This is a genomic window from Polaribacter sp. Z014, assembly GCF_023555435.1.
Taxonomy (GTDB): domain Bacteria; phylum Bacteroidota; class Bacteroidia; order Flavobacteriales; family Flavobacteriaceae; genus Polaribacter.
Genome location: NZ_JALCZP010000001.1, coordinates 736,832 through 760,327, shown reverse-complemented (window position 1 = coordinate 760,327; position 23,496 = coordinate 736,832). Strand labels below are relative to the sequence as shown.

General features: G+C 30.8%; 19 protein-coding genes and 1 pseudogene. 4 read left to right on the top strand and 16 right to left on the bottom strand.

Going from position 1 to position 23,496, the window contains the following annotated elements; all coding sequences use genetic code 11:
• Positions 1–54 precede the first annotated feature (54 nt).
• On the top strand, positions 55–753 hold the full coding sequence (locus tag MPF19_RS03335) for a zinc metallopeptidase (RefSeq protein WP_249986760.1): 699 nt from the start codon (positions 55–57) through the stop codon (positions 751–753).
• A gap of 350 nt (positions 754–1,103) precedes the next feature.
• Here MPF19_RS03335 and lepA read toward each other — a convergent pair whose 3' ends face one another.
• Positions 1,104–2,900, bottom strand: coding sequence for a translation elongation factor 4 (lepA, locus tag MPF19_RS03330; protein ID WP_203394267.1), 1,797 nt, complete (start codon positions 2,898–2,900; stop codon positions 1,104–1,106).
• Between the two features lie 180 nt (positions 2,901–3,080).
• Positions 3,081–3,356 (bottom strand): EF-hand domain-containing protein, encoded by a 276-nt coding sequence (locus tag MPF19_RS03325; RefSeq protein WP_249986759.1) that lies wholly within the window; start codon positions 3,354–3,356, stop codon positions 3,081–3,083.
• 186 nt (positions 3,357–3,542) lie between these two features.
• Here MPF19_RS03325 and dusB point away from each other — a divergent pair, with 186 nt between their 5' ends.
• Positions 3,543–4,541, top strand: coding sequence for a tRNA dihydrouridine synthase DusB (dusB, locus tag MPF19_RS03320; RefSeq protein ID WP_249986758.1), 999 nt, complete (start codon positions 3,543–3,545; stop codon positions 4,539–4,541).
• A 42-nt stretch (positions 4,542–4,583) separates the two neighbouring features.
• Here the strand turns inward: dusB and MPF19_RS03315 are convergent, their stop codons facing one another.
• From MPF19_RS03315 to MPF19_RS03255, 13 genes and pseudogenes are all read right to left on the bottom strand, one after another.
• The gene (locus MPF19_RS03315; protein ID WP_249986757.1) at positions 4,584–5,786 is read right to left on the bottom strand and encodes an ABC transporter permease; all 1,203 of its coding nucleotides are present in this window, start codon (positions 5,784–5,786) and stop codon (positions 4,584–4,586) included.
• A 14-nt stretch (positions 5,787–5,800) separates the two neighbouring features.
• Positions 5,801–6,196 carry a 30S ribosome-binding factor RbfA gene (gene rbfA / locus MPF19_RS03310; protein WP_165734310.1) on the bottom strand — a complete coding sequence of 132 codons (396 nt, stop codon included), beginning with the start codon at positions 6,194–6,196 and terminating at the stop codon, positions 5,801–5,803.
• Between the two features lie 20 nt (positions 6,197–6,216).
• Positions 6,217–6,861 (bottom strand): response regulator transcription factor, encoded by a 645-nt coding sequence (locus MPF19_RS03305; RefSeq protein WP_203394263.1) that lies wholly within the window; start codon positions 6,859–6,861, stop codon positions 6,217–6,219.
• Positions 6,858–7,610: a sensor histidine kinase gene (locus MPF19_RS03300; protein WP_249986756.1), complete on the bottom strand. Its 753-nt coding sequence runs from the start codon at positions 7,608–7,610 to the stop codon at positions 6,858–6,860. The genes MPF19_RS03305 and MPF19_RS03300 overlap by 4 nt, the downstream gene beginning before the upstream one ends.
• Entirely contained in the window at positions 7,586–8,212 is a 627-nt protein-coding gene (locus MPF19_RS03295; protein ID WP_215602580.1) for a hypothetical protein, read from the bottom strand. Before MPF19_RS03295 ends, MPF19_RS03300 begins: the two co-directional genes overlap by 25 nt.
• A gap of 8 nt (positions 8,213–8,220) precedes the next feature.
• Positions 8,221–8,847 (bottom strand): hypothetical protein, encoded by a 627-nt coding sequence (locus tag MPF19_RS03290; RefSeq protein ID WP_203394260.1) that lies wholly within the window; start codon positions 8,845–8,847, stop codon positions 8,221–8,223.
• A 334-nt stretch (positions 8,848–9,181) separates the two neighbouring features.
• Positions 9,182–9,475 carry a FoF1 ATP synthase subunit delta/epsilon gene (locus tag MPF19_RS03285; RefSeq protein ID WP_203394259.1) on the bottom strand — a complete coding sequence of 98 codons (294 nt, stop codon included), beginning with the start codon at positions 9,473–9,475 and terminating at the stop codon, positions 9,182–9,184.
• 79 nt (positions 9,476–9,554) lie between these two features.
• Positions 9,555–11,063 (bottom strand): F0F1 ATP synthase subunit beta, encoded by a 1,509-nt coding sequence (atpD, locus tag MPF19_RS03280; protein ID WP_203394258.1) that lies wholly within the window; start codon positions 11,061–11,063, stop codon positions 9,555–9,557.
• Between the two features lie 181 nt (positions 11,064–11,244).
• Positions 11,245–12,603 carry an OmpA family protein gene (locus MPF19_RS03275; RefSeq protein WP_249986755.1) on the bottom strand — a complete coding sequence of 453 codons (1,359 nt, stop codon included), beginning with the start codon at positions 12,601–12,603 and terminating at the stop codon, positions 11,245–11,247.
• 287 nt (positions 12,604–12,890) lie between these two features.
• Positions 12,891–16,019, bottom strand: coding sequence for a UvrD-helicase domain-containing protein (locus MPF19_RS19405; protein WP_249986754.1), 3,129 nt, complete (start codon positions 16,017–16,019; stop codon positions 12,891–12,893).
• A 72-nt stretch (positions 16,020–16,091) separates the two neighbouring features.
• Positions 16,092–18,284: pseudogene (feoB, locus tag MPF19_RS03265) on the bottom strand (ferrous iron transport protein B).
• Between the two features lie 4 nt (positions 18,285–18,288).
• Complete coding sequence (locus MPF19_RS03260) at positions 18,289–19,299, bottom strand: metal-dependent transcriptional regulator (RefSeq protein ID WP_203394255.1); 1,011 nt, start codon at positions 19,297–19,299, stop codon at positions 18,289–18,291.
• The gene (locus MPF19_RS03255) at positions 19,296–19,952 is read right to left on the bottom strand and encodes a metal-dependent transcriptional regulator (RefSeq protein ID WP_249986753.1); all 657 of its coding nucleotides are present in this window, start codon (positions 19,950–19,952) and stop codon (positions 19,296–19,298) included. Before MPF19_RS03255 ends, MPF19_RS03260 begins: the two co-directional genes overlap by 4 nt.
• Positions 19,953–20,055: 103 nt before the next feature.
• On the opposite strand from MPF19_RS03255, the gene MPF19_RS03250 reads away from it, so the two are divergent.
• Positions 20,056–22,293, top strand: coding sequence for a TonB-dependent receptor (locus MPF19_RS03250; RefSeq protein WP_249986752.1), 2,238 nt, complete (start codon positions 20,056–20,058; stop codon positions 22,291–22,293).
• Positions 22,293–22,784: a thioredoxin family protein gene (locus MPF19_RS03245; protein ID WP_249986751.1), complete on the top strand. Its 492-nt coding sequence runs from the start codon at positions 22,293–22,295 to the stop codon at positions 22,782–22,784. Before MPF19_RS03250 ends, MPF19_RS03245 begins: the two co-directional genes overlap by 1 nt.
• A 21-nt stretch (positions 22,785–22,805) precedes the next feature.
• On the opposite strand, the gene MPF19_RS03240 is transcribed toward MPF19_RS03245, so the two are convergent.
• Entirely contained in the window at positions 22,806–23,375 is a 570-nt protein-coding gene (locus MPF19_RS03240) for a hypothetical protein (protein WP_249986750.1), read from the bottom strand.
• Positions 23,376–23,496 lie beyond the last annotated feature (121 nt).

Below are 23,496 nucleotides of genomic sequence, written 5' to 3'. Positions count from 1 at the left end.
ATGTTGTAAATTTATCAAACAAAAATGATATAAAAATTTTAAACGATATAATTTATGATAGGATTCTATATTTTAATTGGCGCTATAGCTTTGGCAAGTTGGTTGGTTAGTAACACTTTAAAAAACAAGTTTAAGAAATATTCTAAAATTCAGCTTAGAAACGGAATGAGTGGTGCAGAAATTGCCACAAAAATGTTGGCGGATAACGGCATTTTTGACGTAAAAGTAATTTCTACTCCTGGTAGATTAACAGACCATTACAATCCTGCAGATAAAACGGTTAATTTAAGTGAATCTGTGTACAACCAGAGAAATGCGGCTGCGGCTGCAGTTGCTGCGCATGAGTGCGGACACGCCGTACAACATGCAAAAGCGTATAGTTATTTAACAATGCGATCTCAGTTAGTACCAATTGTAAGTGTTACTTCTAAATTCTCTCAATGGTTGGTAATTGGTGGTTTAATTATGGGAGCAGCTTCTGGAGCTACCGGAATCGGTTTTTACATTGCCATCGCTGGTTTAATTTTTATGGGTTTTGCAACACTTTTTAGTTTTATTACTTTACCTGTGGAATATGATGCTAGTAATAGAGCATTAGCTTGGTTAGAAAACAAAAACATGGTTTCTCAAGAAGAATTGGCTGGTGCTACAGATGCTTTAAAATGGGCTGCAAGAACGTATTTAGTAGCCGCTTTAGGTTCTTTAGCATCTTTATTATATTGGGGTTTACAAATTTTAGGAGGAAGAGATTAGCATCGCGGATGCTTATTGTATTTTACTCTTATGTTATAAAATTAATTTAAAACACTTTTGATTCATTTCAAAAGTGTTTTTTTTGATCTATATTGATTGAAAAACTTCTGTAAAAGCAACTTTATCATTACTGCCTCACAGGATAAAAGTTAAGCTGCCAAACAAGTTTAGCCTAGGTTGAAACCTTTCGACTTCGCTCAAGACAGGCTTTATCCTTTTTTGAGAGACGAAAAAAAGATATAGTGAAAAGCTGGAAATAGCTTCAAAAAAAAACCTTCTTGATTTCTCAAAAAGGTTTCTATATTATTTATTTAGTCTTGATTCTTAATTCTAAAAATCTTAATACTAACTTAATCATTCAACTTTAAAACAGCCATAAATGCTTCTTGTGGAATTTCTACGTTACCTACCTGACGCATTCTCTTTTTCCCTTTTTTCTGCTTTTCTAACAACTTACGTTTACGCGAAATATCTCCACCATAACATTTTGCAGTAACATCTTTACGCAATGCTTTGGTAGTTTCACGGGCAATAATTTTTGCTCCGATTGCTGCCTGAATAGGAATATCGAACTGTTGACGAGGAATTAATTCTTTTAATTTCTCTACAATTTTCTTACCAATCGTATACGCATTATCTGCGTGTAATAACGCAGAAAGTGCATCTACTCCAGAACCGTTTAATAAAATATCTACTCTTACTAATTTCGATTCTCTCATACCAATTGGCGAATAATCGAAAGAAGCATATCCTTTAGAAACCGTTTTTAAACGATCGTAAAAATCGAAAACAATTTCTGCCAAAGGCATATCGAAAATCAATTCTACTCTTTCTGTGGTTAAGTAGGTCTGATTTACAATTTCGCCACGTTTTTCGATACACAAACTCATTACTTGTCCAACAAAATCTGACTTTGTAATAATACTTGCTTTAATAAAAGGCTCTTCTACTCTATCTAATCTCGATGGATCTGGTAAATCTGTAGGATTATTTAAAAGTAATATTTCGTTCGGGTTTTTCTTGGTATACGCATGGTAAGAAACGTTGGGAACGGTTGTAATAACCGTCATATTAAACTCACGTTCTAAACGTTCTTGAATAATTTCCATGTGTAACATTCCTAAGAATCCACAACGGAAACCAAAACCTAAAGCGGCAGAACTTTCTGGTACAAAAACCAAAGAAGCATCATTTAATTGCAGTTTTTCCATAGAATAACGCAATTCTTCAAAATCTTCTGTGTCTACCGGATAAATCCCTGCAAAAACCATTGGTTTTACATCTTCGAAACCATCAATTATTTCTTGAGTTGGGTTTATTGCATCTGTAATTGTATCTCCTACTTTTACTTCTTTTGCTGTTTTAATTCCTGTTATTAAATAACCTACATCACCTGTTTTAACAGATTTTCTTACAACTTGTTCTAGCTTTAAAGTACCAACTTCATCGGCAAAATAATTTTTACCCGTAGCCATAAACTTAATTTGTTGTCCTTTTTTAATTTCTCCGTTTAAAACACGGAAATAAGTTTCAATTCCACGATAAGAATTGTAAACAGAATCGAAAATTAAGGCTTGTAAAGGCGCATCTGGATCTCCTTTTGGAGCAGGAACTCTATCAATAATTGCAGCTAAAATATTTTCGACTCCAAAACCTGTTTTTCCACTTGCGTGAATCACTTCTTCTGGGTCGCAACCTAATAGGTCTACAATATCGTCTGTTACTTCTTCTGGATTTGCAGAAGGTAAATCTACTTTATTTAAAATAGGAATAATTTCTAAATCGTTCTCTAAAGCTAGATATAAATTAGAAATTGTTTGTGCTTGTATGCTTTGTGCAGCATCTACAATTAGCAATGCGCCTTCACAAGCGGCAATTGATCTAGAAACTTCGTATGAGAAATCTACGTGACCAGGAGTGTCAATTAAATTTAAGACATATTGTTCTCCATTATGGGTATAATCCATTTGGATAGCGTGCGATTTTATGGTAATTCCGCGTTCGCGTTCTAAATCCATATTATCTAGTAACTGATCTTTCTTTTCACGATCTGTTACAGCACCTGTGTACTCTAATAATCTATCTGCTAACGTACTTTTACCATGATCTATATGTGCGATAATGCAAAAGTTTCTAATGTTTTTCATACTTCGTTTTCTAACTGCGTTCAACTGACAAAGATAGGTAAATAAGTTTGTGAATTAAATAACTATAAGTGCCTTAATTTTTGCTGCTCACAGCTATTTTTATGCAGTTTACAAGAAAAGCTTTTTTAAAACCTTGTTAAGTGCATCCTTTTAGGGTATCTCTAAAAAATTAGAAAATATTTACAAATCTCTTTCTAATTCTGCAATGGCAACCTTAAATTCATCTAGGCTTATACATTCATCACCAGATTTGTCATATCCTTTTATCAATTCACCGGCTACAATTCCTCTAAAAAAACCACTGATATCAGCATCCTTTAGTAAATCTTTTACTTCACCTTTGTTTAATTTTCCGTCTTTATCTTTATCAAAAAAAAGAAAAGCTTCTGCTGGACTTTGAAATTTATCAGTAATTAAAAAACTAATTTTTTTTAAAATATCTTCTTTTGCTCCCATAATTTAAAATGATTCTTTTATACTGTAATATATAATTTTTATTTTAAAAGTACAACGCTTTTCATATTTCTAAGAGCAAATGAACAGCATAAATACAAAAGCTATTTTCTGGTTCAAATATTGAAGAAAATATTTTTCATCTTAAAGGTTGAAAAAATCACTAAATTTGCAAAAAATTAAATCGTTTTGATTAAAATTGGCAACATAGAATTACCAGACTTTCCTTTATTACTTGCTCCAATGGAGGATGTATCGGACCCACCATTTAGAGCCTTATGCAAAGAACAAGGAGCAGATGTGGTATATACCGAGTTTATTTCTTCTGAAGGATTGATTCGTGATGCGGCAAAAAGCATTATGAAATTAGATATCTATGAAAAAGAACGTCCGGTTGGAATCCAGATTTTTGGTGCCAATTTAGAATCGATGTTAAAAACGGTGGAGATTGTAGAAAAATCGAACCCAGATATTATTGATATCAACTTTGGTTGCCCTGTTAAAAAAGTAGTTTCTAAAGGCGCAGGAGCAGGAATTTTAAAAGACATAGATTTAATGGTTTCATTAACTGAAGCGATGGTAAAACATACTAATTTACCTATTACAGTTAAAACTCGCCTTGGTTGGGATCATGATTCTATTAGAATTGTAGAAGTTGCAGAACGTTTGCAAGATGTGGGTTGTAAAGCAATTTCTATTCATGGTAGAACACGTGCCCAAATGTATAAAGGTGAGGCAGATTGGAAACCAATTGCCGATGTAAAAAACAACCAAAGAATGCACATTCCTGTTTTTGGAAATGGAGATGTAACTTCTCCAGAAAAAGCGATGGAAATGAGAGATTCTTATGGTTTGGATGGTTGTATGATTGGTAGAGCAGCTATTGGGTATCCTTGGTTTTTTAACGAAGTAAAACATTTTTTTAACACTGGAGAACATTTAGCAAAACCAACAATTGCACAACGTGTAGAAATGGCAAGAAGGCATTTGCAAATGGCCATTGACTGGAAAGGACCTGTTTTAGGAGTTTTTGAAACTAGAAGACATTACACTAATTACTTTAAAGGAATTCCGCATTTTAAAGAATACAGAATGAAAATGGTAACTTCTGACGATGCAAAAGATGTGTTTGCTACGTTTGATGAAGTGGAAGCTAAGTTTGGGAATACCATTATTCCGCAGTTTTAAATAAATACCTACAAGGTTTTTGAAACCTTGCAGGTAAAATTTTTATCTTTCTACAAACTCTTTAGAAATTCTACTACTGGCAATTTTAGAGGCAATAAAACCTAAAACCGTAATAGTAGCGATTACAACAAAAAGATTCGAAAATCTAAATTCTACCGGGTAAGCAAAGTTTTGGGTAATCATAAATATGCCAAATTCTTTCTGAATAAAAACAATTATAATACCCAATGTTAAACCGATAATCATTCCTAAAAAGGTTAAAAGAAAACCTTGTAAAATAAATATTTTTTTAATCTCTTTTATAGAAGCGCCTAAACTGAACAGGGTTTTTAAATTCGATTTTTTATCAATAATCATCATTATAATTGCACCAATAACATTAAACAATGCTATAATTACAATCAACGTAAATATAAGATATGATACAAAATTCTCTGTGTTAATTACCTTATAGAAAACCTCATTTAATTGCTGTTTGGTTTGCACTTTAAATTGATTGCCTAACTGCTCTTGCAATTGTTCTGCAAACAAGTCTGCATCTACATTGTCTTTTAATTTAATTTCAACCCCTGTAATTTGATTGTCTTTAAACTTCAATAATTTCTTTGCATCGTTAATAGACACAAAAACAAATTTACTCTCAAACTCCTCTGTCCCAGAATACAAACCAACGATTTGCACCTCCAATTTATTAAAGGCATTATTCGGATTGATAAAACCCACTCCTGGTTTAGGAACCATTATTGATAAAGGCGCTCCAAAATTTAAAACTCCTAAGGATAGTTTTCTAGAAATACCATTACCAACAACTGCTGTATTTGGCTGTTCTTCATCTAACCAACTCCCTAAACTGATAACAGAATCTATATGCGTTATCGAGGTATAACTTTCTTCAACTCCCTTTATATATGCAATTTCATTTTTATCATTGTATTCTAAAAAAACACGTTCTTCTATAACTTTAGAAGTTGTTTTAATTGAAGTATTACTTATTAAAGCTTGATGAACATTGTCTGTATATAAAAAAGTTTTTCCTTTATTAGAGGTGATTTTAATATCAGGATCTGAAACATCTAATAAACTGTAACTAAATGTACGTAAACCAGAAAATCCAGATAAAATAATAAACAAGGCTAAAGAGCCTACAATCACTCCAAAAGAAGCAATAATTGTAATAATATTGATAGCATTATTACCTGTTTTAGTAAATAAATATCTTTTAGCTATGTATAAGGGAAAGTTCAAATGAAAAAATTAATTTAACTTCTTTTACGTCTTGGTAAAACGCTAGGATCTTTAATTGGGTTGTCATCTTCACCTTTTAAAGATTTATCAATTTCTTCTATATAATCTAACGTGTCATCTCCAAAAAACAATAATTCTGGCATTCTACGTAATTGATGTTTTGTTCTTTTTGCCATTTCATGGCGAATTAAAACCGTGTTAGATTGCACACCTTTAATAATTTCTTCTCTATTGCTAGAAGGAAAAACACTTAAGTAAACTTTTGCTACTCCTAAATCTGAAGTTACATGAACTTTAGAAACGGAAATAATTATCCCCTTCATACCATCTTGTGCTGCCTTTTGCAAAACATCTACCAAATCCTTTTGCAGCACTCCTGCAATTTTACGTTGTCTGTTCGTTTCTTCCATGCTGCAAATTTACACTTTTTTTATGGAGTGTAAATTTTATTTTTAATCGCATACATTACCAAACCTACTCTATTCTTTACATTTAATTTTGTAAACAAAACGTCTCTATAGCCATCAATAGTTTTTGGACTTAAACACATAATGTCTGCTATTTCTTTATAGGTTAGTTCAGAACAAGCATGCCTCATAAATGTTATTTCTCTTTCTTTTAGATGAATTTCTGCAACGCCGTTTCCAGAGAGTGATTTCATCAATAAATTTGTTACATTTTTAGTATGATAAAATCCATTTTCGGCTATTTCTACTAAGGCTTTTTCTAAAACTATTTTTTCTGTATCTTTTAATAAATAACCAATAGCACCAACTTTTAACATTTTTAAAATAGTAGCATCTTCATCTTCCACAGAAAGCGCCATTACATGTACTTCATTATGGTTTTTAGAGATCCATTCCGTAGTTTCAATTCCATTCATTATGGGCATATTAATATCCATTAAAACAACGTCTGGAATAAATTCTGGTGATTTAGAAAATTTATCAATTAATTCTTGTCCATTTTTACAAGTATATAACACCTTAAATTTAGTAAAAGTATTTACCATAGCTGCAATTGCTTGAGAAAGCAATGTATGATCATCTACAATAACAACTGAATATTTCATCATAACTTATATAGAATTTTTAAGGAAGTCCCTTTATTTACTTCGGAAGTAAAAATTGCAGAAGCTCCAATTAATTTTGCTCTATTCTTAATATTTTCTAGTCCTATTCCTTTCGATTTATTTTCTAATGATGAAAAACCAACTCCGTCATCCTTTGCGTTAATTTCTAACTCATTTTCGCCAAAATTTAGTTCAACCCATAAATTAGAAGCTTTGGAATGTTTTATCGTATTTGAAAAAAATTCTTGTAAAATTCTAAAAATAATAATGCTCGCTTTTTTATTAATTACTTGACCTTTTCCAGTAATTTTTAATTCTGAATTGATAAAATGCAATCTGTTAAATCGATCTATCTCTAATTGTACAGCCTCTCTTAATTTTATATTCTTTATAGCTTCAGGATTTATTAATTTTGATAAGGCCCTTACTTCTGTTAGACCTTTACTTATGGTTTCTGATACTTCATGAATATTTTCTGGAGAAGCACTTTGTAATTGAATCTTAGCCAAGGTTAGTAATTGCCCTATATTATCGTGCAATTCCCAACTAATATTTCTTAAAGTTTCTTCTCTAATTTCTATTTGTGTTTCAGCTATTTCTCTTTCAAATCGTTTTTTTGATTCTTCTTTATCAATTAATAAAACTTTCTTTTTTTTTTGAAATACAACAAACAACAAAACTAATGCAACCGTAATTAAACCAATAACTATAGTAGAAATTATAAAAATTAAATCTTCTCCTTTGTTCCCCATATTAAACCTCCAATAAAACAAACATGTGTTAAAATTATAATTATTTGCTGCGAAGTAAATAAAATTATACTATCACTTTTAGATTCTATACCAATAACATAAAGCGCCGTATAAAATGGTATTGTAGTTAAATAATACAACAAAAAACCAATAGTTATCCAAAAAGGTAAACTATTTTGAAAATTGATAATTTGATCAGATTGTAATAATTCTTTTAAATAAAAGAACATAAACAAGCAGACAATTACCGCACCCAAAAGAACCGTATAATTTTGTATTGGTATAAATATAAAACTTAAAATATAGATAAGGTTAAATAAAACCATCAAATATTTAATCCATTTATGAGAAACCAATTCTACTGTTAACTTAAAATAAATTAATGCTACTATATTATATTCAAAAAAAGTATATATATTATAAATATCTTTAGTTTGATAACCATAAAAGTAAGCTAACTGAACTATATATTCAAAAACAACAACTACTATAGCGTAACTTACAAAAAATTTAAAATAAGGCAATGTATACCTTTTAATTAAAGTCACTGCAACAATAGCTGTTGACATATAAAGAAGTAAAATAGGTATACTTAAATCCATCGATAAAATTAATATGGTGGTGTTACCAATAATCTATTTGCCCCAGAACTATTAAGATCTTCTTTAACTCCGATAAAAGATAAAAAAGAAGCCCTTATAACATTCTTAGTTTCATCACTACTATATTCATCTAAAAACTTTGTAAAAGGAATTGCTTCTCCGTTTTTAGAATACAACGGTTCATAAGCTACATTTTTCTTTTCTTTTGTATCTGCAGTAGGCATAAAAATTAGGGTTTGTCTCCCTCTTAAACGTTCATCTGAATAATCTTTTGGATACGATGCCGAAAAAATTCTTATACCAGTAAGGGTAATATTTTTTTCTTTAGATAGCCTTTCTACATAAGCAATATATTGCTTTAATTGATTAATCTCATAAAAGTGAGAAATACTTTCGATTTCTGTAGCATCATTTGTAAACTCTTGTCTATATTTATCTAAAACAGGTTTCTGCCCAACATCATATTGATGAAACATATCGGCCATTTCTTTGTAGGTAATTGCATTTGAAGGTCTACTATCATTAATTTCTTCAGACGCATTGCCATCACCTTCATTATCCTGTTTTTCAGACTCACAACTAAACAGAAGTATAGATAAAATAAATATTTGAGAAAATTTAAAAAGTGTTTTCATATTATATAAGTTAGGTTAATATTCATCAAAGTACAATTTTAATTATAATATAAAAAGTATAAAAACAAATAACCACATTATCAACTATAGATCAAACACTTAGGCGTTAAAAAACCTAATAACACTATTACAAAAAGGGTGTTTTCCCTGTATAATTATAATGGTTTACACTTACAAATTATTCTAAAATATTTACCAATTTTGACGTATGAAAAAAAGAAAAATAAAGGGGGAAATTGCAAAAAGTATTTAATACTTTTTAAAAGGTATTAAAATTAAAAAAGTCTCAAAACTTACGTTTTGAGACTTTTAATTTTATAATTATTTTAGGATTTTAATCTGCTAAAATAATAGCTTTATTATCATTTAATTCTAAAGTACCAGAATTAATTAGTAATGTTAAAATCTTTTCATCAGCTACATCAGGCACTAATTTTCCATTTAATTCATTTAAGTCTAAATTAGACTGAGAATGAATATGAATTTTAATCGTTCCTTCTTTTAAATTAGAAACAACAGGTGCGTGATTATTTAGCATTTGAAACTCTCCATTAACACCAGGAACTGACAATGAGTCGATTTCTGATGAAAACAATATAGCTTCTGGTGTTACAATTTCTAAAAACATATATATTTTAGTTTTCAGTATTCAGTAACAGCATTCAGTAGCACAATTGCAAACTGAAACTGTATACCGCATACTAGTTTTAAGCTTCAGCTAACATTTTCTCTCCAGCATCAATTGCATCTTGAATTGAACCTCTTAAGTTAAATGCTGCTTCTGGATATTTATCTAATTCACCATCCATAATCATATTAAAACCTTTTATAGTGTCTTTAATATCAACTAGAACTCCTGGTATACCTGTAAATTGTTCAGCTACGTGGAAAGGTTGAGATAAGAAACGTTGTACACGTCTAGCTCTATGAACTACTAATTTATCTTCTTCAGATAATTCTTCCATACCTAAAATTGCGATAATATCTTGTAATTCTTTATAACGTTGTAAAATTTCTTTTACAGCTGTTGCAGTGTTATAATGTTCATCACCTAAAATTGCTGCAGATAAAATTCTTGAAGTAGAATCTAAAGGATCTACCGCTGGATAAATACCTAATTCTGCAATTTTACGAGATAATACTGTTGTTGCATCTAAATGCGCAAACGTTGTTGCTGGTGCTGGATCTGTTAAATCATCTGCAGGTACATAAACTGCTTGTACAGATGTAATAGAACCTTTTTTAGTTGAAGTAATACGCTCTTGCATTGCACCCATTTCAGTTGCCAATGTTGGTTGGTAACCTACTGCAGATGGCATACGTCCTAAAAGTGCTGACACTTCAGAACCTGCTTGTGTAAAACGGAAAATATTATCTACAAAGAAAAGTACATCTTTACCTTGTGCTTCTCCTGCTCCATCTCTAAAATATTCAGCTATTGTTAAACCAGATAAGGCAACACGTGCACGTGCTCCAGGTGGCTCATTCATTTGTCCGAATACGAAAGTAGCTTTAGAATCTTTCATTCCAGGTTTATCAACTTTAGATAAATCCCATCCTCCTTCTTCCATAGAATGCATAAAGTCATCACCATATTTGATAATTCCAGATTCTAACATTTCACGAAGTAAATCGTTTCCTTCACGAGTTCTTTCTCCAACTCCTGCAAAAACTGATAAACCACCATGTCCTTTTGCAATATTGTTAATTAACTCTTGAATTAAAACAGTTTTACCTACTCCTGCTCCTCCAAATAATCCAATTTTACCTCCTTTTGCATACGGCTCAATTAAATCAATTACTTTAATTCCTGTGAATAAAACTTCAGTAGATACTGATAAATCTTCAAATTTAGGTGCAGATCTGTGAATTGGTAAACCATCTTTACCTTCTTTTTTCAAATCACCTAAACCATCAATAGCTTCTCCTGTTACATTAAACAAACGACCATAAATATCGTTTCCGATTGGCATTTGAATAGGATTCCCAGTAGCTACAACCTCAGTTCCTCTACTTAATCCATCAGTAGCATCCATTGAGATAGTTCTAACTGTATCTTCTCCAATATGCTGTTGTACCTCTAATACTAAAATAGAGCCGTCAGCTTTTTTGATTTCTAACGAATCGTAAATTTTAGGAAGTTCATTATCCGTATTGAATTCAACATCAATTACTGGCCCAATAATTTGTGAAACTTTACCTGTTATTGTAGACATTATGTATCTAATTAAAGTTATTATTTTTTTTATGAGACTTACCTCTCATTTTCAGGTTGCAAAGGTAATTTTTTAGATTGAAACTAAAAAGTTTTTTTAACTAAAAACAAAAAATAGGAAAACAAAAAAAAAGCCTCATCAATAAAGATAAGGCTTTTGTAATATTATTTTAAAATAACTATTAGTTTGTTACTTTAATTTCAACTCTTCTGTTGTTAGCTCTACCTGTTCTTGTAGTGTTAGAATCTACTGGATATTGAGATCCAAATCCTTTAGCTTCTAATCTAGAAGAAGAAATTCCGTTTTGCTCTAAATAACTTTCAACAGCTTTAGCTCTTTTTTCAGATAATCTTAAGTTAATAGCAGCTGAACCAGTGCTATCTGTATGACCTCCGATTGCAAAATTAGCTTTAGCATTTTTGTTCATTATTGCTACTACAGCATCTAATTGTTTAGTAACTCCTGCTTTAAAAGTAGATTTTCCTGAGTTAAATAAAATAGATTTAGCAGTAAAGTTAAGTACTTCAATATCTTTTTTAGTGATAACTAGTTCTGGACATCCTCCTTGAGAAGCAACACCTGCAACTTTAGGACATTTATCATCTTTATCTAATACACCGTCTCCGTCAGAATCTGGCCAAGGACAACCTGAATTTGCAGCTGGTCCTGCAACAGAAGCACATTTATCATCTTTATCAACAACTCCATCTCCGTCAGAATCTGGACAACCTTTATTTGCTTTTGTTCCTTTAGAATTAGGACACATATCATCTTTATCTGCAACTCCATCTCCGTCAGCATCTGGACAACCATTCATAGCTGCTAAACCAGCAACATTAGGACAAGCATCATCAGAATCTTTTACTCCATCGCCATCAGCATCAGGACAACCATTGAATTCTTTTAAACCTGCAACTTCTGGACAAGCATCTTCTTTGTCATATACTCCGTCACCATCTGTATCTGTTCCTCCAAATTTAATTACTAAACCTAAAGATGTTTGGTAATGAGATCTTACATTATCAGAAAAACCTTTTTTAGTTCCTGTTTGAAAGTTTAATCCTAAGTTCTCATTAAACCAAGTATTAAAACCAAGACCAACATTAAGCATTCCTTCTCCAGTAGAATCTACAGAAGTATAACCTCCACCTAAATATACATAAGGATCAAACCAACCTGTTTGACCTACTAAGTTGTTTACATCATACTTTACAATTGCATCTACAGCCCAATAAAGAAAATCTACAGCATCATCACTATTCTTATACTTCTCAATTTTATTTAAAGACCCTGCTAATTGTAAAGAAAAACCTTTATCTAAATATTTTTCTCCAGTAATTCTAGAAATAGATGGTAAAATATTCCAATCTCCATTTCCTACTAAATCTTCTAGTTGATCACTAAAATCATCACCATTGTAAAAATCTACTACGTTTACACCAAAACCTACAACCCACGGGTTATTTTCATCTTGTGCGTTTACGTTACCAACTGTTACCAACGTAAACAAAGCTATCACAGCTATTTTTAATCGTTTCATTATCAAATTTTTAAATTAAAAGTTCGTTATTATAATACGCAAAAGTAAACCCTTAAAACGTATCTACAAAGACAAATCTACAAAATATTATTAAAACAACAGTCTATATCAATTCTAAAGAATACGTATTACTTTCACTACATCTACTAAAGTTAGAACAACATTATTTTAAAACCTTTCACTTATAAGCAACAAATAACTGAAGTCTTACGCATCACTTTTTATTTAATAAAAGCTAAAGACAAGACTAATTTAAATTCCTTTACTAGAAATCAATTTATATTTAATTATACTTCAACCACCTCAATTTTATCATTTATATAAATTAGCAATTTTTTATCAACTTTAAAATTCATAGACTTTAAAGTTCTTTCATATTTTAATAGCTGTTGATGATATTCTGAAGAAGGACTCCCTGTCTTGTAATCAATAATAACAATTTCATTTTTATCCGTAAAAACTAACCTATCTGGAATTATAATCTGATTATCCACATCAACAATTTCTCTTTCATTGAAAACAGTAACGTTATCAGAAAAATACATTGTCAATTTTGGGTGATTCACTACCTTTTGAATACTTGTTTTAATGAATACTCTTTGATCATCATCTAAAACTCCTTGTTGATAAAACAATTCCACCACATTATCTACATCATTTACAGTGATAATTTTAGCGAAAATTTCGTGTAATAAGTTCCCAAAATCAATTGCTTTTCCTTGCTCTGTATTCCATAATTTTGAAGAATTTGCTAACAAAACTATATTATGCTCTTGCCAAGGAGTTGAAATGAATTGCTCATGAATCTCGGCAACGGAACTTTCTTTTTCTCTTTTACTAACCCTACCTTTATCTCCAAAAGAATACTCTAAAACCTCATCATTCCATTGGTTTTGTTGTTTTAAGTAATTGATAAAAATACCTGAATAAAAGTTAGTGTTTTCTTCTCCTTTTGATGATATTTTTTTATCTGTAATAATATGTAATTGTTCTACTGCTCTTGTTAGAGTAACATATAGCAAATTAAAATTATCTAATTCTAACTCCTCTCTTTGTTGATTATAAATGTCTAAACCTCTAGTACTTACAATACTTAAACTTTTACTATAATCTACCAACAACTCACCGAAGCCTTCATAAGATTCTGGTAATTCATTTAACCACGATTTTGGTTTTATTTGTCGATAAATATCTACATCGCAAGGAAAAATAACCACTGGAAATTCTAATCCCTTCGATTTATGAATCGTCATAATCTGAACAGCACCGGCACTTTCTGGTGCCACAATACTTAATCGTTCTTTTTTAAGTTCCCAAAACTCTAAAAACTCACCAACATCGGTTCCATTTCTTTGTTGTTCTAAAACAACATCTAAAAAAAACTGAATATAGGCATCCGACGAATTTATCAGATTAAAACCTCTTATAATTTCTTCTATTTTCTCATAAAATGGCAATTGATGAAATAATGACGCTTCAAATGAAACCCCATATTTTTTTAAAGATTCTAAAATAGTTTGATTATCCGTTTTCGCAAATTCATTAAAAAAGACATGTTTGGGGTTTTCAATTTCTAAATGTTGATGTAAAAAATATAACATTTCAAAACGAGTTTCCTCATCACTTGGGTTTTGTAAAACTTTTAAAACATCAACAATAAAAGTAACTTTAGCACTATTTTTAAGCAATAAGGTTTCTGATGAAACGATATCAATTCCTTTTTCTGATAAATAATTTGCAACTGCAACTCCATCTTTCCTTGTACGAGTTAACACGCAAATTTCGCTTAAAGAGAAACTTTCTTTTAATTGAAGAATTTTCTCTAAAACTTTCTGTGGATATTTTACTTTCTCTAGTTCTTTATCTTCGTTTTTCTCAAGGAAGGTCAACGAAACTAAACCACCTTTTTTAGAATTTTCAATTTGTTTATTTCCTTCTATAAAAATATTTTTATATGATTCGTTTTGAATGAAATTTGCCGTATGCTGAAAAAACGAATTATTAAAATTGATAACTTCGGAATAACTCCTAAAATTGGTCTCTAAGTTTTTAATTTCTTTAGAAACATGAAAAGGGTTTGCCCTATCTGAACCTAACTCTATAAACTGTTCTGCTTTTCCTCCACGCCATCTATAAATAGCTTGTTTTCCATCGCCAACCAACAACAAATTACTATTTTCTTGCGCTAATGTATTGTCTATTAGCGGCACTAAATTCTGCCATTGCAACACAGAAGTATCTTGCATTTCATCAATAAAATAATGCTGAAAACGTTGCCCAATTCTTTCGTAAATAAAAGGAGCTGGTTGATCTTTTATATTATCAGATATTAATTGATTAAATTCTGCATTTAACCGAATATTATTATCTTCTTTTATATTCTCTAACTCTGAATTGATATTATTTAAAACCGCTAAAGGAATAATGCTTTTCAACGCCAATTTATTCATAGAGAATTGCTGATAAATTAATTCTGCCTCGTTAAATAAGCGAACAATATCGGGAACAATTTGATCTATAGAAGCTGCAACAAACTCTGCAGTAGATTTTGAGTAATATTGATTATTCTCTATCGCTTTTTTTATCGTTTCACTTCGTTTGATAAAATCGATATTAACAGATTTTACACTTAAATCTGCGAAGAATTTAGGAATGGTTCCGCGCATAAAATTCTTATGCTCTAAATCGTTATTTTCTATCAACTGAAGACATTCTTCCCCGATTTTTATAATCGATTCCTTTAATTCTTTTTGCTGATTGTATAGTTTTGTCTTTAAGTTTGTAAAATCTTCTAATTTTTTATCCGCAAGACTTCTAAAATGTTGTACATCATCTTCATTTAATAAGATTCTTGCAAATTCGCTTAAATCTCTAGAAATATCCCAAGATTTATCATCATCTGTTTTATCTAAAGAATAATCTATTAAAAGGTTTGTTAGTTTTTTATCGGTTCCTATTTTAGAAATTAAAACATCTACCGCTTCATTTAAAAGAGAAACGGCATCCATTTCTACTTCAAAATTAAGCGATAAACCTAAATCGAAAGCGAAATTTTTAATAATTTTATGAGTAAAACTATCAATTGTAGTAATAGAAAAAGCGGAGTAATTTTTTAAAATTGCATCTAAAATCTTCTTACTTCTTTCCTGAATTATTGCTTTATCTATCGTTATCTCATCAACAATAATATTGAGTAGGTCATTCTCTTTACCATCAGCAAAGTCTTCTAAACTAGACAAAACACGTTCTTTCATTTCACCAGCTGCTTTGTTGGTAAACGTAATTGCTAGTATTTTCTGAAACGAAAAAATATCATCAGAAGTTAATAATACTTTTATGTATTCTTTTACAAGTGTAAAGGTTTTACCACTTCCTGCAGAAGCGTTATAAACTTGAAAGGTAGATGTATTTTGCACAATTTATTTTACTGCAAAATACAAAATTATGTATTTAAATTTGTCTTAATTATTGGTTTTATTTTTAATAGACTAGCTAAAAATCCTCCAAATTTGAGCAACTAAAAAAGTAATTATAAAACCTGCTATAACCGGTAGAATCGTAGCAACAATTGTCCATTTTTTACTTTTTGTTTCTTTATAAATGGTATAAATCGTTGTACTACATGGATTGTGTAACAAACTAAACAACATTACGTTTATCGCTGTTAATAGCGTCCATCCACCACTTCTTAAAATATCTCCAGTAGCAGTTACAGAATCTAACTCAAACATCACTCCTGCGCCTGCTCCTCCAGCCACTCCTGTTACCATCACAGTTAACATTAATATAGAAGGAATTACAATTTCATTGGCAGGAATTGCTACAATATATGCTAATAAAATAACACCATTTAACCCTATTAAGAATCCAAATCCATCTAAAGAATTAATTAAATGTACAGCTATGCTTTCATCACCTATAAAAACATTAGAAACCAACCATATTACCGCTCCCGCTGGTGCAGCAAATACAACAGCTCTCCATAAAACAATTAATGTTCTATCTATTAAAGAGGTGTAAATGGTTTTCCAAAACATCGGAGCTCTATAAGGAGGAAGCTCTAAATTAAAAGTTGAAACTTCTCCCTTTAAAACTGTTTTAGACAATGCCCAAGAAAAGAAAAACATAAAAAACATTCCTAAAACAGCAATTCCAACTACGGCAACCAAAGAAACAATACTTGAATATGTAGAAGGTACAACAGCTCCAATAAAAATCGTTGCTAACAAAATTTGAGTTGGCCAACGTCCATTACACAAAGAAAAATTATTAGTAATAATAGCAATTAATCGTTCTCTAGGACTATCTATAATTCTAGTCGCCACAACTCCAGCGGCATTACAACCAAAACCCATTGTCATTGTTAAAGCTTGCTTACCATGTGCTCCAGATTTTTTAAAAAGTGAATCCATATTAAAAGCAACTCTTGGCAAATACCCAAAATCTTCTAACAAGGTAAATAACGGAAAAAAGATGGCCATTGGCGGCAACATTACTGCAATTACCCATGCAACAGCTAAATAAACACCATCAATTAAAAACCCAGACAACCACCAAGGAAAATTTAAGAATGCTGCTCCTTCTTTTAATAAAGGATGAATGGTATCTAACAATAAACCAGACAACATTGACGACGGATAATTTGCCCCAATAATAGTTAACCAAAGCACCAAACCTAATAATAAAAGCATAATTGGAAAACCCCAAATTCTACTAGTAACTATTTTATCTATTTTTCCATTTAAATAAAAAGCACCCTTTTTATCATCTTTTACAACTGTTTTTTCAACAATTTTAGAGGCATCAGCATAAATTGCTTCCGTTAGATTATCATGAAAATCATCGCCAATTTGCCAACGTAATTCGTTAGACAACTCTATAATTTTATCAATGTTTTTTGTTCCCATTCTTTTCAATTAAATAAAATCACCTGTTTTTAAGGCATCTAAAATATGTGCATCTCCTTCTAAAACTCGAAAAGCCAACCACCTGCTATTAGAAACATTTGGGTACTCTTCTTTAATAGCTGCACTCAATTTCTGTACAGCATCTTCTACATGTTTAGGAATGCTTTTTATTTTATAAGGTTTACAAACTATTTTACCGTTTGCTAGATCACTAATTGCAGCAATTAATTCTGGAATCCCTTCTTTAGATCTTGCACTCGTAGGCACAACCGGAATTCCTAATTCTCTAGACAAACTTCTGTAATCTATATTAATATTATTTTTTTCTGCCTCATCCATTAAGTTTAGACACAAAACTGCATTCGAAGAAATCTCTAAAATTTGCAACACCAAGTTTAAATTTCGTTCTAATCTACTTGCATCAACAACTATTACCGTTAATGTTGGTTTACCGAAAAGAATAAAATTCCTAGCAACCTCCTCATCTTCCGATCTTGACATTAAAGAATACGTGCCTGGTAAATCTATTAATTTAAATTTTTGTTGTTGATATTCAAATGCGCCTTCTGCTCTTGTTACTGTTTTTCCTGGCCAGTTCCCAGTATGCTGCCTTAAACCAGTTAACGCATTAAAAACAGTACTTTTTCCTGTATTAGGGTTTCCTGCCAATGCAATTACAAAGTCTACATTTTCTGTATCTACTCCTAATTTTTTAACTCCATCTAAAGTATGATGTGCGCACGTATCACAAGCGGATTTTGTTGCTGTTTTCATTTTTTTATGCTTTGGTAATTAAAATTTTAACCGCCTGATCCTTTCTCAAAGCGATGGCTGTTCCTTTAATTAAAAATGCTTTTGGATCTCCTAACGGGTTTAACAGATCTATACTAACCGTTGCTCCTTTTACAAAACCTAAATCTAATAATCTTCGTCTATTTTCTCCTCTACATTCCTTAGAAACACCAATAATTGTTGCTTTTTGGTTACTTTTTAAATTTGATAGACGCAGCGTATCTTTTTCTATTACATCTGCTTTGTCTAAAGAAATCACCGTAATATTTTTTGCTACTATTGGCGGTAATACAAATTGCTCTCCTTCAGATTCAAAAACAATGCGATTTTCACTTATTTCTTTCATATAAACCTGAGAATGTAAATGAATATGTTTTGCTAAAATTTGTTTATAAATACTTGTAGGCTCATCTTCTATATGAATAATTTTTCCAAAATTTAAAATAGGTAAATCTGCAAGTAGCATTCCTTTTTTCTCAGGAACCTTACCTGTCTTTGTTGGTATTGGATCCCCATGCGGATCGTATCTTGGGTTTCCTAAAAGCGTAGACAAATCTTCTACTTCTTCACCTGATAACTCATGTTCTTTTTTCTCTGCCCTACTGTGCCATTCTGTTTTATGAAAACCTGTTTTTTCTGATAAATATTTTTCCCATAAACGATGCGCCCTCACAATTCTTAACGCATACTCATCTCCGTCTTCGGTTAATGAAAAAAGTTCATGTTCTTTCTTTACCAATCCGGTTTCTAACATAGTATCAATACTTTCTAATAATAAACTATGACTAAAATCTAGTTCATTAAAAATAGTATTTATGGATGTTTTGGGATCATGATACAAAAGTTTTAAAACATCTTCAATAGCTGTTTTTTCTGTTTCTTTACGTGCTTTTAAATATTTAAAAAAGAATCCTTTTTTAGGATTAAAAATAAAATATAAGACTAAAATAACGCCAAAAAACACTAAAAGCGCTACTATTGGGTTGTAGGTATTCATATTTTTTTAATATATAAATTGTTAGCTATTTTGTTTGAAATTGATAATTTTTTATCATCAATCTTAATTGAAACTGAATCATCAAAATCTTCTTTTTCGATTACAGTAAGTTGCTTTCCTAACGTAATTCCTTTTTTATCTAAGAATTTTAAAAATTCGGATGAAGAATCGTCCACACCAACACAAACTCCGCTTTCGTTTTTTGACAATGTTGATAATAAACTTTTCTCGATTGTTTTTAAATTCCCTTCTTTATCCGGAATAGGATCTCCATGAGGATCATGCGTTGGAAAACCTAAAAAGGCATCTAATTGTTCTATTAACTTTGGAGACTTAATATGTTCTAACTGCTCTGCAACATCATGTACTTCATCCCAAGAAAAATTTAACTTATCTACAAGAAAAACTTCCCAAAGTCTGTGTTTACGTACAATATTTGCAGCAGTCTTCTTCCCTAAATCAGTTAATTTAACTCCTTTATACTTTTTATAAACAACAACTTCCTTTTCAGATAATTTTTTAATCATATCTGTAACAGAAGAAGCTTTTGTTTCTAATTTTTTAGCAATAGCATTTGTACTGATTCCTTTATCAGCATCTAACTCTAAATGATAAATTGCTTTTAAATAATTTTCTTCTGAAAGCGTAAACATCTACAAATTTTATAATACAAAGATATACTTTTTATTTTTAATAAATATATTTTTAGTCTAATCTAAAAATATATTTATATTTGACGAAAATAAAATTAATAAGATGAGAAAAATATTGTATTTCATATTGCTTTTAAGCGCCTTTACCACCTATACACAAACAAATAGTATAAAAGGAAAAGTTACATCTAACGGAGAGGATTTACCTTATACAAACGTATATTTAAAGAGATCAACACTAGGAACGTCTTCTAATGAAAATGGTTTTTACTTACTTAAAAATATCCCAAACGGAAAGTATACAGTTGTAATTAGCTCTGTGGGTTTTAAGACAAAATACATTAAAATAAACTTTTCTGGCAATCAACATATTGTTAGAAATTTTTCTTTACCAGAAGACAATTCTCTTGAAGAAATTGTTATTTCTGGAACTTTAAAGCCAGTAACCAAAACAAATAGCCCAGTTCCGGTAGAGGTTTATAGTAAAACTTTTTTTCAGAAAAACCCAACTCCTTCTATTTTTGAGTCTTTACAAAATGTAAATGGCGTAAGACCGCAATTAAATTGTAATGTTTGTAATACTGGCGATATTCATATAAACGGACTAGAAGGTCCTTATACTTTTGTTTTAATTGATGGAATGCCTTTAGTTAGTGGGCTTTCTACGGTTTATGGGTTAACCGGAATTCCGCAGGCATTAATAGAACGTGTAGAAATTGTAAAAGGCCCTGCTTCTACTTTATATGGTTCTGAAGCTGTTGGTGGTATTATTAATATTATCACTAAAAAACCATCTTCTGCTCCTTTAGTTAGTGTAGACACTTACGTCAGTTCTTGGCAAGAAGTTAATACAGATATTGGACTAAAATATAAAACAGGAAAAACGAATGCTTTATTAGGTATTAATTATTTTAATTACCAAAACCCTATAGATAATAATAAGGATGGTTTTACAGATTTAACTTTACAAAACAGAATTTCTATTTTTAATAAATTTGATTTCGAAAGAAAAAACAACCGTGTTTTTACAGTAGCTGGTCGTTATGTGTACGAAGATCGATGGGGTGGAGAAATGAATTGGACACCTGAATACAGAGGAAGCACAGAAATTTATGGAGAAAGCATTTACACAAGTAGATGGGAAACATTTGGAACGTACCAATTACCTACGGATGAAAAAATAAACTTCCAATTTAGTGCGAATGGTCATAATCAAAATTCTTTTTATGGAAACACTTCTTACCAAGCAGACCAATATATTGCTTTTGGACAATTTACATATGACACTACTTTTGGTAAAAACCACGATGTTTTAATGGGAGTTGCCTATCGTTACACAAATTACGATGACAACACAACTGCAACTGCTAGCGACACAGAAAACACTCCCTCAATCACCCATTTACCGGGTGCATTTATTCAGGATGAAATTACATTAGCTCCAAAAAGTAAACTACTGTTAGGCGCAAGATATGATCACAATAATATACATGGAAGTGTTTTTTCTCCAAGAGTAAATTACAAATGGAATTCTAACAATAATGAAGATGTTTTAAGAGTTAGTATTGGTAATGGTTTTAGAGTTGCCAATGTTTTTACAGAAGACCATGCTGCACTTACAGGAAATAGAAATGTTGTTTTTGAAGATGAATTGCTTCCAGAAACCTCTTGGAATGCGAATATCAACTACGTTAAAAAAATAGTTACAAACAGTAATACCATTATTAGTTTAGATGGAAGTGTTTTTTACACTCATTTCAGCAATAAAATAATTGCAGATTATGAAACTGATACTTCAAAAATAATCTATGGTAACTTAGATGATGGTTATGCAGTTTCTAAAGGAATCTCTTTAAATACCGATTTTAATTTTAGAAATGGTCTTTCAATTATAGCTGGTGCAACTTTAATGGATGTATCTACAACAGAAAAAGGAATTACCGAAAGACAACTATTAACAGAAAGCTTTAGTGGTACTTGGAGTATTTCTTACAAAATAAAAACGATAGATTTATTACTTGACTACACTGGTAACATATACGGACCTATGGACCTGCCTTTACTAGGAGATAAGGACCCAAGATCTGCAACATCTCCTTGGTACAGCATACAAAACATACAAGCAACCAAAAAAATTAGTAACACTTTTGAAGTTTTTGGAGGCATAAAAAATTTATTAAACTTTACCCCAGCTGCTAATAGTATTTTAAATAGCGACAATCCTTTTGATGTTGGTGTAGACACAGAAGCAAATCCAGAATTAGCTTTCGATCCAGCTTATGTATATGCAGGTAACCAAGGTGTACGTATGTTTTTAGGACTTAGATATAAAATACAATAATGAAAAAAACGCTTCTTTTCTTTTTCATCTTTTCTAATGGAATCTTATTTAGTCAGAAAAACAATGCTTTAAAGAGTTATTCTTTTGAAGAGGCTTATAACTTACAAGAAAAAGAAAAGAAACCTATTGTAATTTTTTTTCACACAAAATGGTGTAAGTATTGTTTTGGGATGAAAAAGAAGACTTTTAGCGATAAAAAGGTCATCGATTTGTTAAACAAATATTTTTATTTCATTCCTTTTGATGCAGAAAGTAAAGACTTAATAAAAATAAAAGATAAAATCTTTAAAAATGAGTCAGGAACTCATCAAATAGCACAAGTACTAGCTTCTAAAAATAATACCATTAGTTATCCATCTACTGTTATTTTAAGTGCAAACAATATTATCGATGAGCAAATAGATTCCTTTCTATCAGCAGAAGAAATCAGTAAAATATTGACAAAATACATAGCGAAAAAAATTCAAACTAAAAGAATGTTACCAAAGTAGACCAAAACTCTAATTAAAATATCAATGCTTATAATCCCATAGACGTTTTCTCTCACCACCCCGAGCACCTGTATTTCCTGATAAAGAAAAACGATAAACAACTCCAGCCGATAAAAATGTATGAGAACGCTGACTATGATACCTCTCTTCATTGTACTTATACATCCATTGACCATGTAATCCAAAATGATCGGAAACCCAAAATGTACCACCAAAACCAAAATTTAAAGTTGGAAGCCAATGTTTAGATTTAACAAATCCGCCTCCTACTGTCAAATAAGGTGTAATTCTATTTTCTGAAGTACCAAAATCATATCTCACCTCTCCATCTAAAGCAGTATATTTCTGTACATCTCTATAAGAACTAGAAAAATCACCAACAAAAGTTAAATTTTTAAACATATATCTAGCAAGAGATAATCTTGGAAATTGAGCAATATACCTCCCTTGCATAGCAGCACCATCTTTTGTAGCATAAACCACTAAACTAGAACTTAAAGTTACCGCCCATTTATTACTTTCGTTCTGTCCAAAATTTTGAAGTGCTAATAATAGAAAAACAAGGACAAAAAATTTAAATTTACTTTTCATATTTAGGGGACAATTTTGTTAGCTATAATTTTGGCAAATGTATTGTAATAAGTAAGAAAACAAAAAAGTTAACGATAAATTATATGTTAAGCTTTATTTATTCCGAATAACATAAAAACAC

What these genes read in the sequence shown, in the direction of transcription:
- MPF19_RS03335 (WP_249986760.1), top strand. Translation starts at nt 55, where the DNA reads ATGATAGGATTCTATATTTTAATTGGCGCTATAGCTTTGGCAAGTTGG.
- lepA (WP_203394267.1), bottom strand. Translation starts at nt 2,900, where the DNA reads ATGAAAAACATTAGAAACTTTTGCATTATCGCACATATAGATCATGGT.
- MPF19_RS03325 (WP_249986759.1), bottom strand. Translation starts at nt 3,356, where the DNA reads ATGGGAGCAAAAGAAGATATTTTAAAAAAAATTAGTTTTTTAATTACT.
- rbfA (WP_165734310.1), bottom strand. Translation starts at nt 6,196, where the DNA reads ATGGAAGAAACGAACAGACAACGTAAAATTGCAGGAGTGCTGCAAAAG.
- MPF19_RS03305 (WP_203394263.1), bottom strand. Translation starts at nt 6,861, where the DNA reads ATGATGAAATATTCAGTTGTTATTGTAGATGATCATACATTGCTTTCT.
- MPF19_RS03300 (WP_249986756.1), bottom strand. Translation starts at nt 7,610, where the DNA reads ATGGGGAACAAAGGAGAAGATTTAATTTTTATAATTTCTACTATAGTT.
- MPF19_RS03295 (WP_215602580.1), bottom strand. Translation starts at nt 8,212, where the DNA reads ATGGATTTAAGTATACCTATTTTACTTCTTTATATGTCAACAGCTATT.
- MPF19_RS03290 (WP_203394260.1), bottom strand. Translation starts at nt 8,847, where the DNA reads ATGAAAACACTTTTTAAATTTTCTCAAATATTTATTTTATCTATACTT.
- MPF19_RS03285 (WP_203394259.1), bottom strand. Translation starts at nt 9,475, where the DNA reads ATGTTTTTAGAAATTGTAACACCAGAAGCTATATTGTTTTCATCAGAA.
- atpD (WP_203394258.1), bottom strand. Translation starts at nt 11,063, where the DNA reads ATGTCTACAATAACAGGTAAAGTTTCACAAATTATTGGGCCAGTAATT.
- MPF19_RS03275 (WP_249986755.1), bottom strand. Translation starts at nt 12,603, where the DNA reads ATGAAACGATTAAAAATAGCTGTGATAGCTTTGTTTACGTTGGTAACA.
- MPF19_RS03260 (WP_203394255.1), bottom strand. Translation starts at nt 19,299, where the DNA reads ATGAATACCTACAACCCAATAGTAGCGCTTTTAGTGTTTTTTGGCGTT.
- MPF19_RS03255 (WP_249986753.1), bottom strand. Translation starts at nt 19,952, where the DNA reads ATGTTTACGCTTTCAGAAGAAAATTATTTAAAAGCAATTTATCATTTA.
- MPF19_RS03250 (WP_249986752.1), top strand. Translation starts at nt 20,056, where the DNA reads ATGAGAAAAATATTGTATTTCATATTGCTTTTAAGCGCCTTTACCACC.
- MPF19_RS03245 (WP_249986751.1), top strand. Translation starts at nt 22,293, where the DNA reads ATGAAAAAAACGCTTCTTTTCTTTTTCATCTTTTCTAATGGAATCTTA.
- MPF19_RS03240 (WP_249986750.1), bottom strand. Translation starts at nt 23,375, where the DNA reads ATGAAAAGTAAATTTAAATTTTTTGTCCTTGTTTTTCTATTATTAGCA.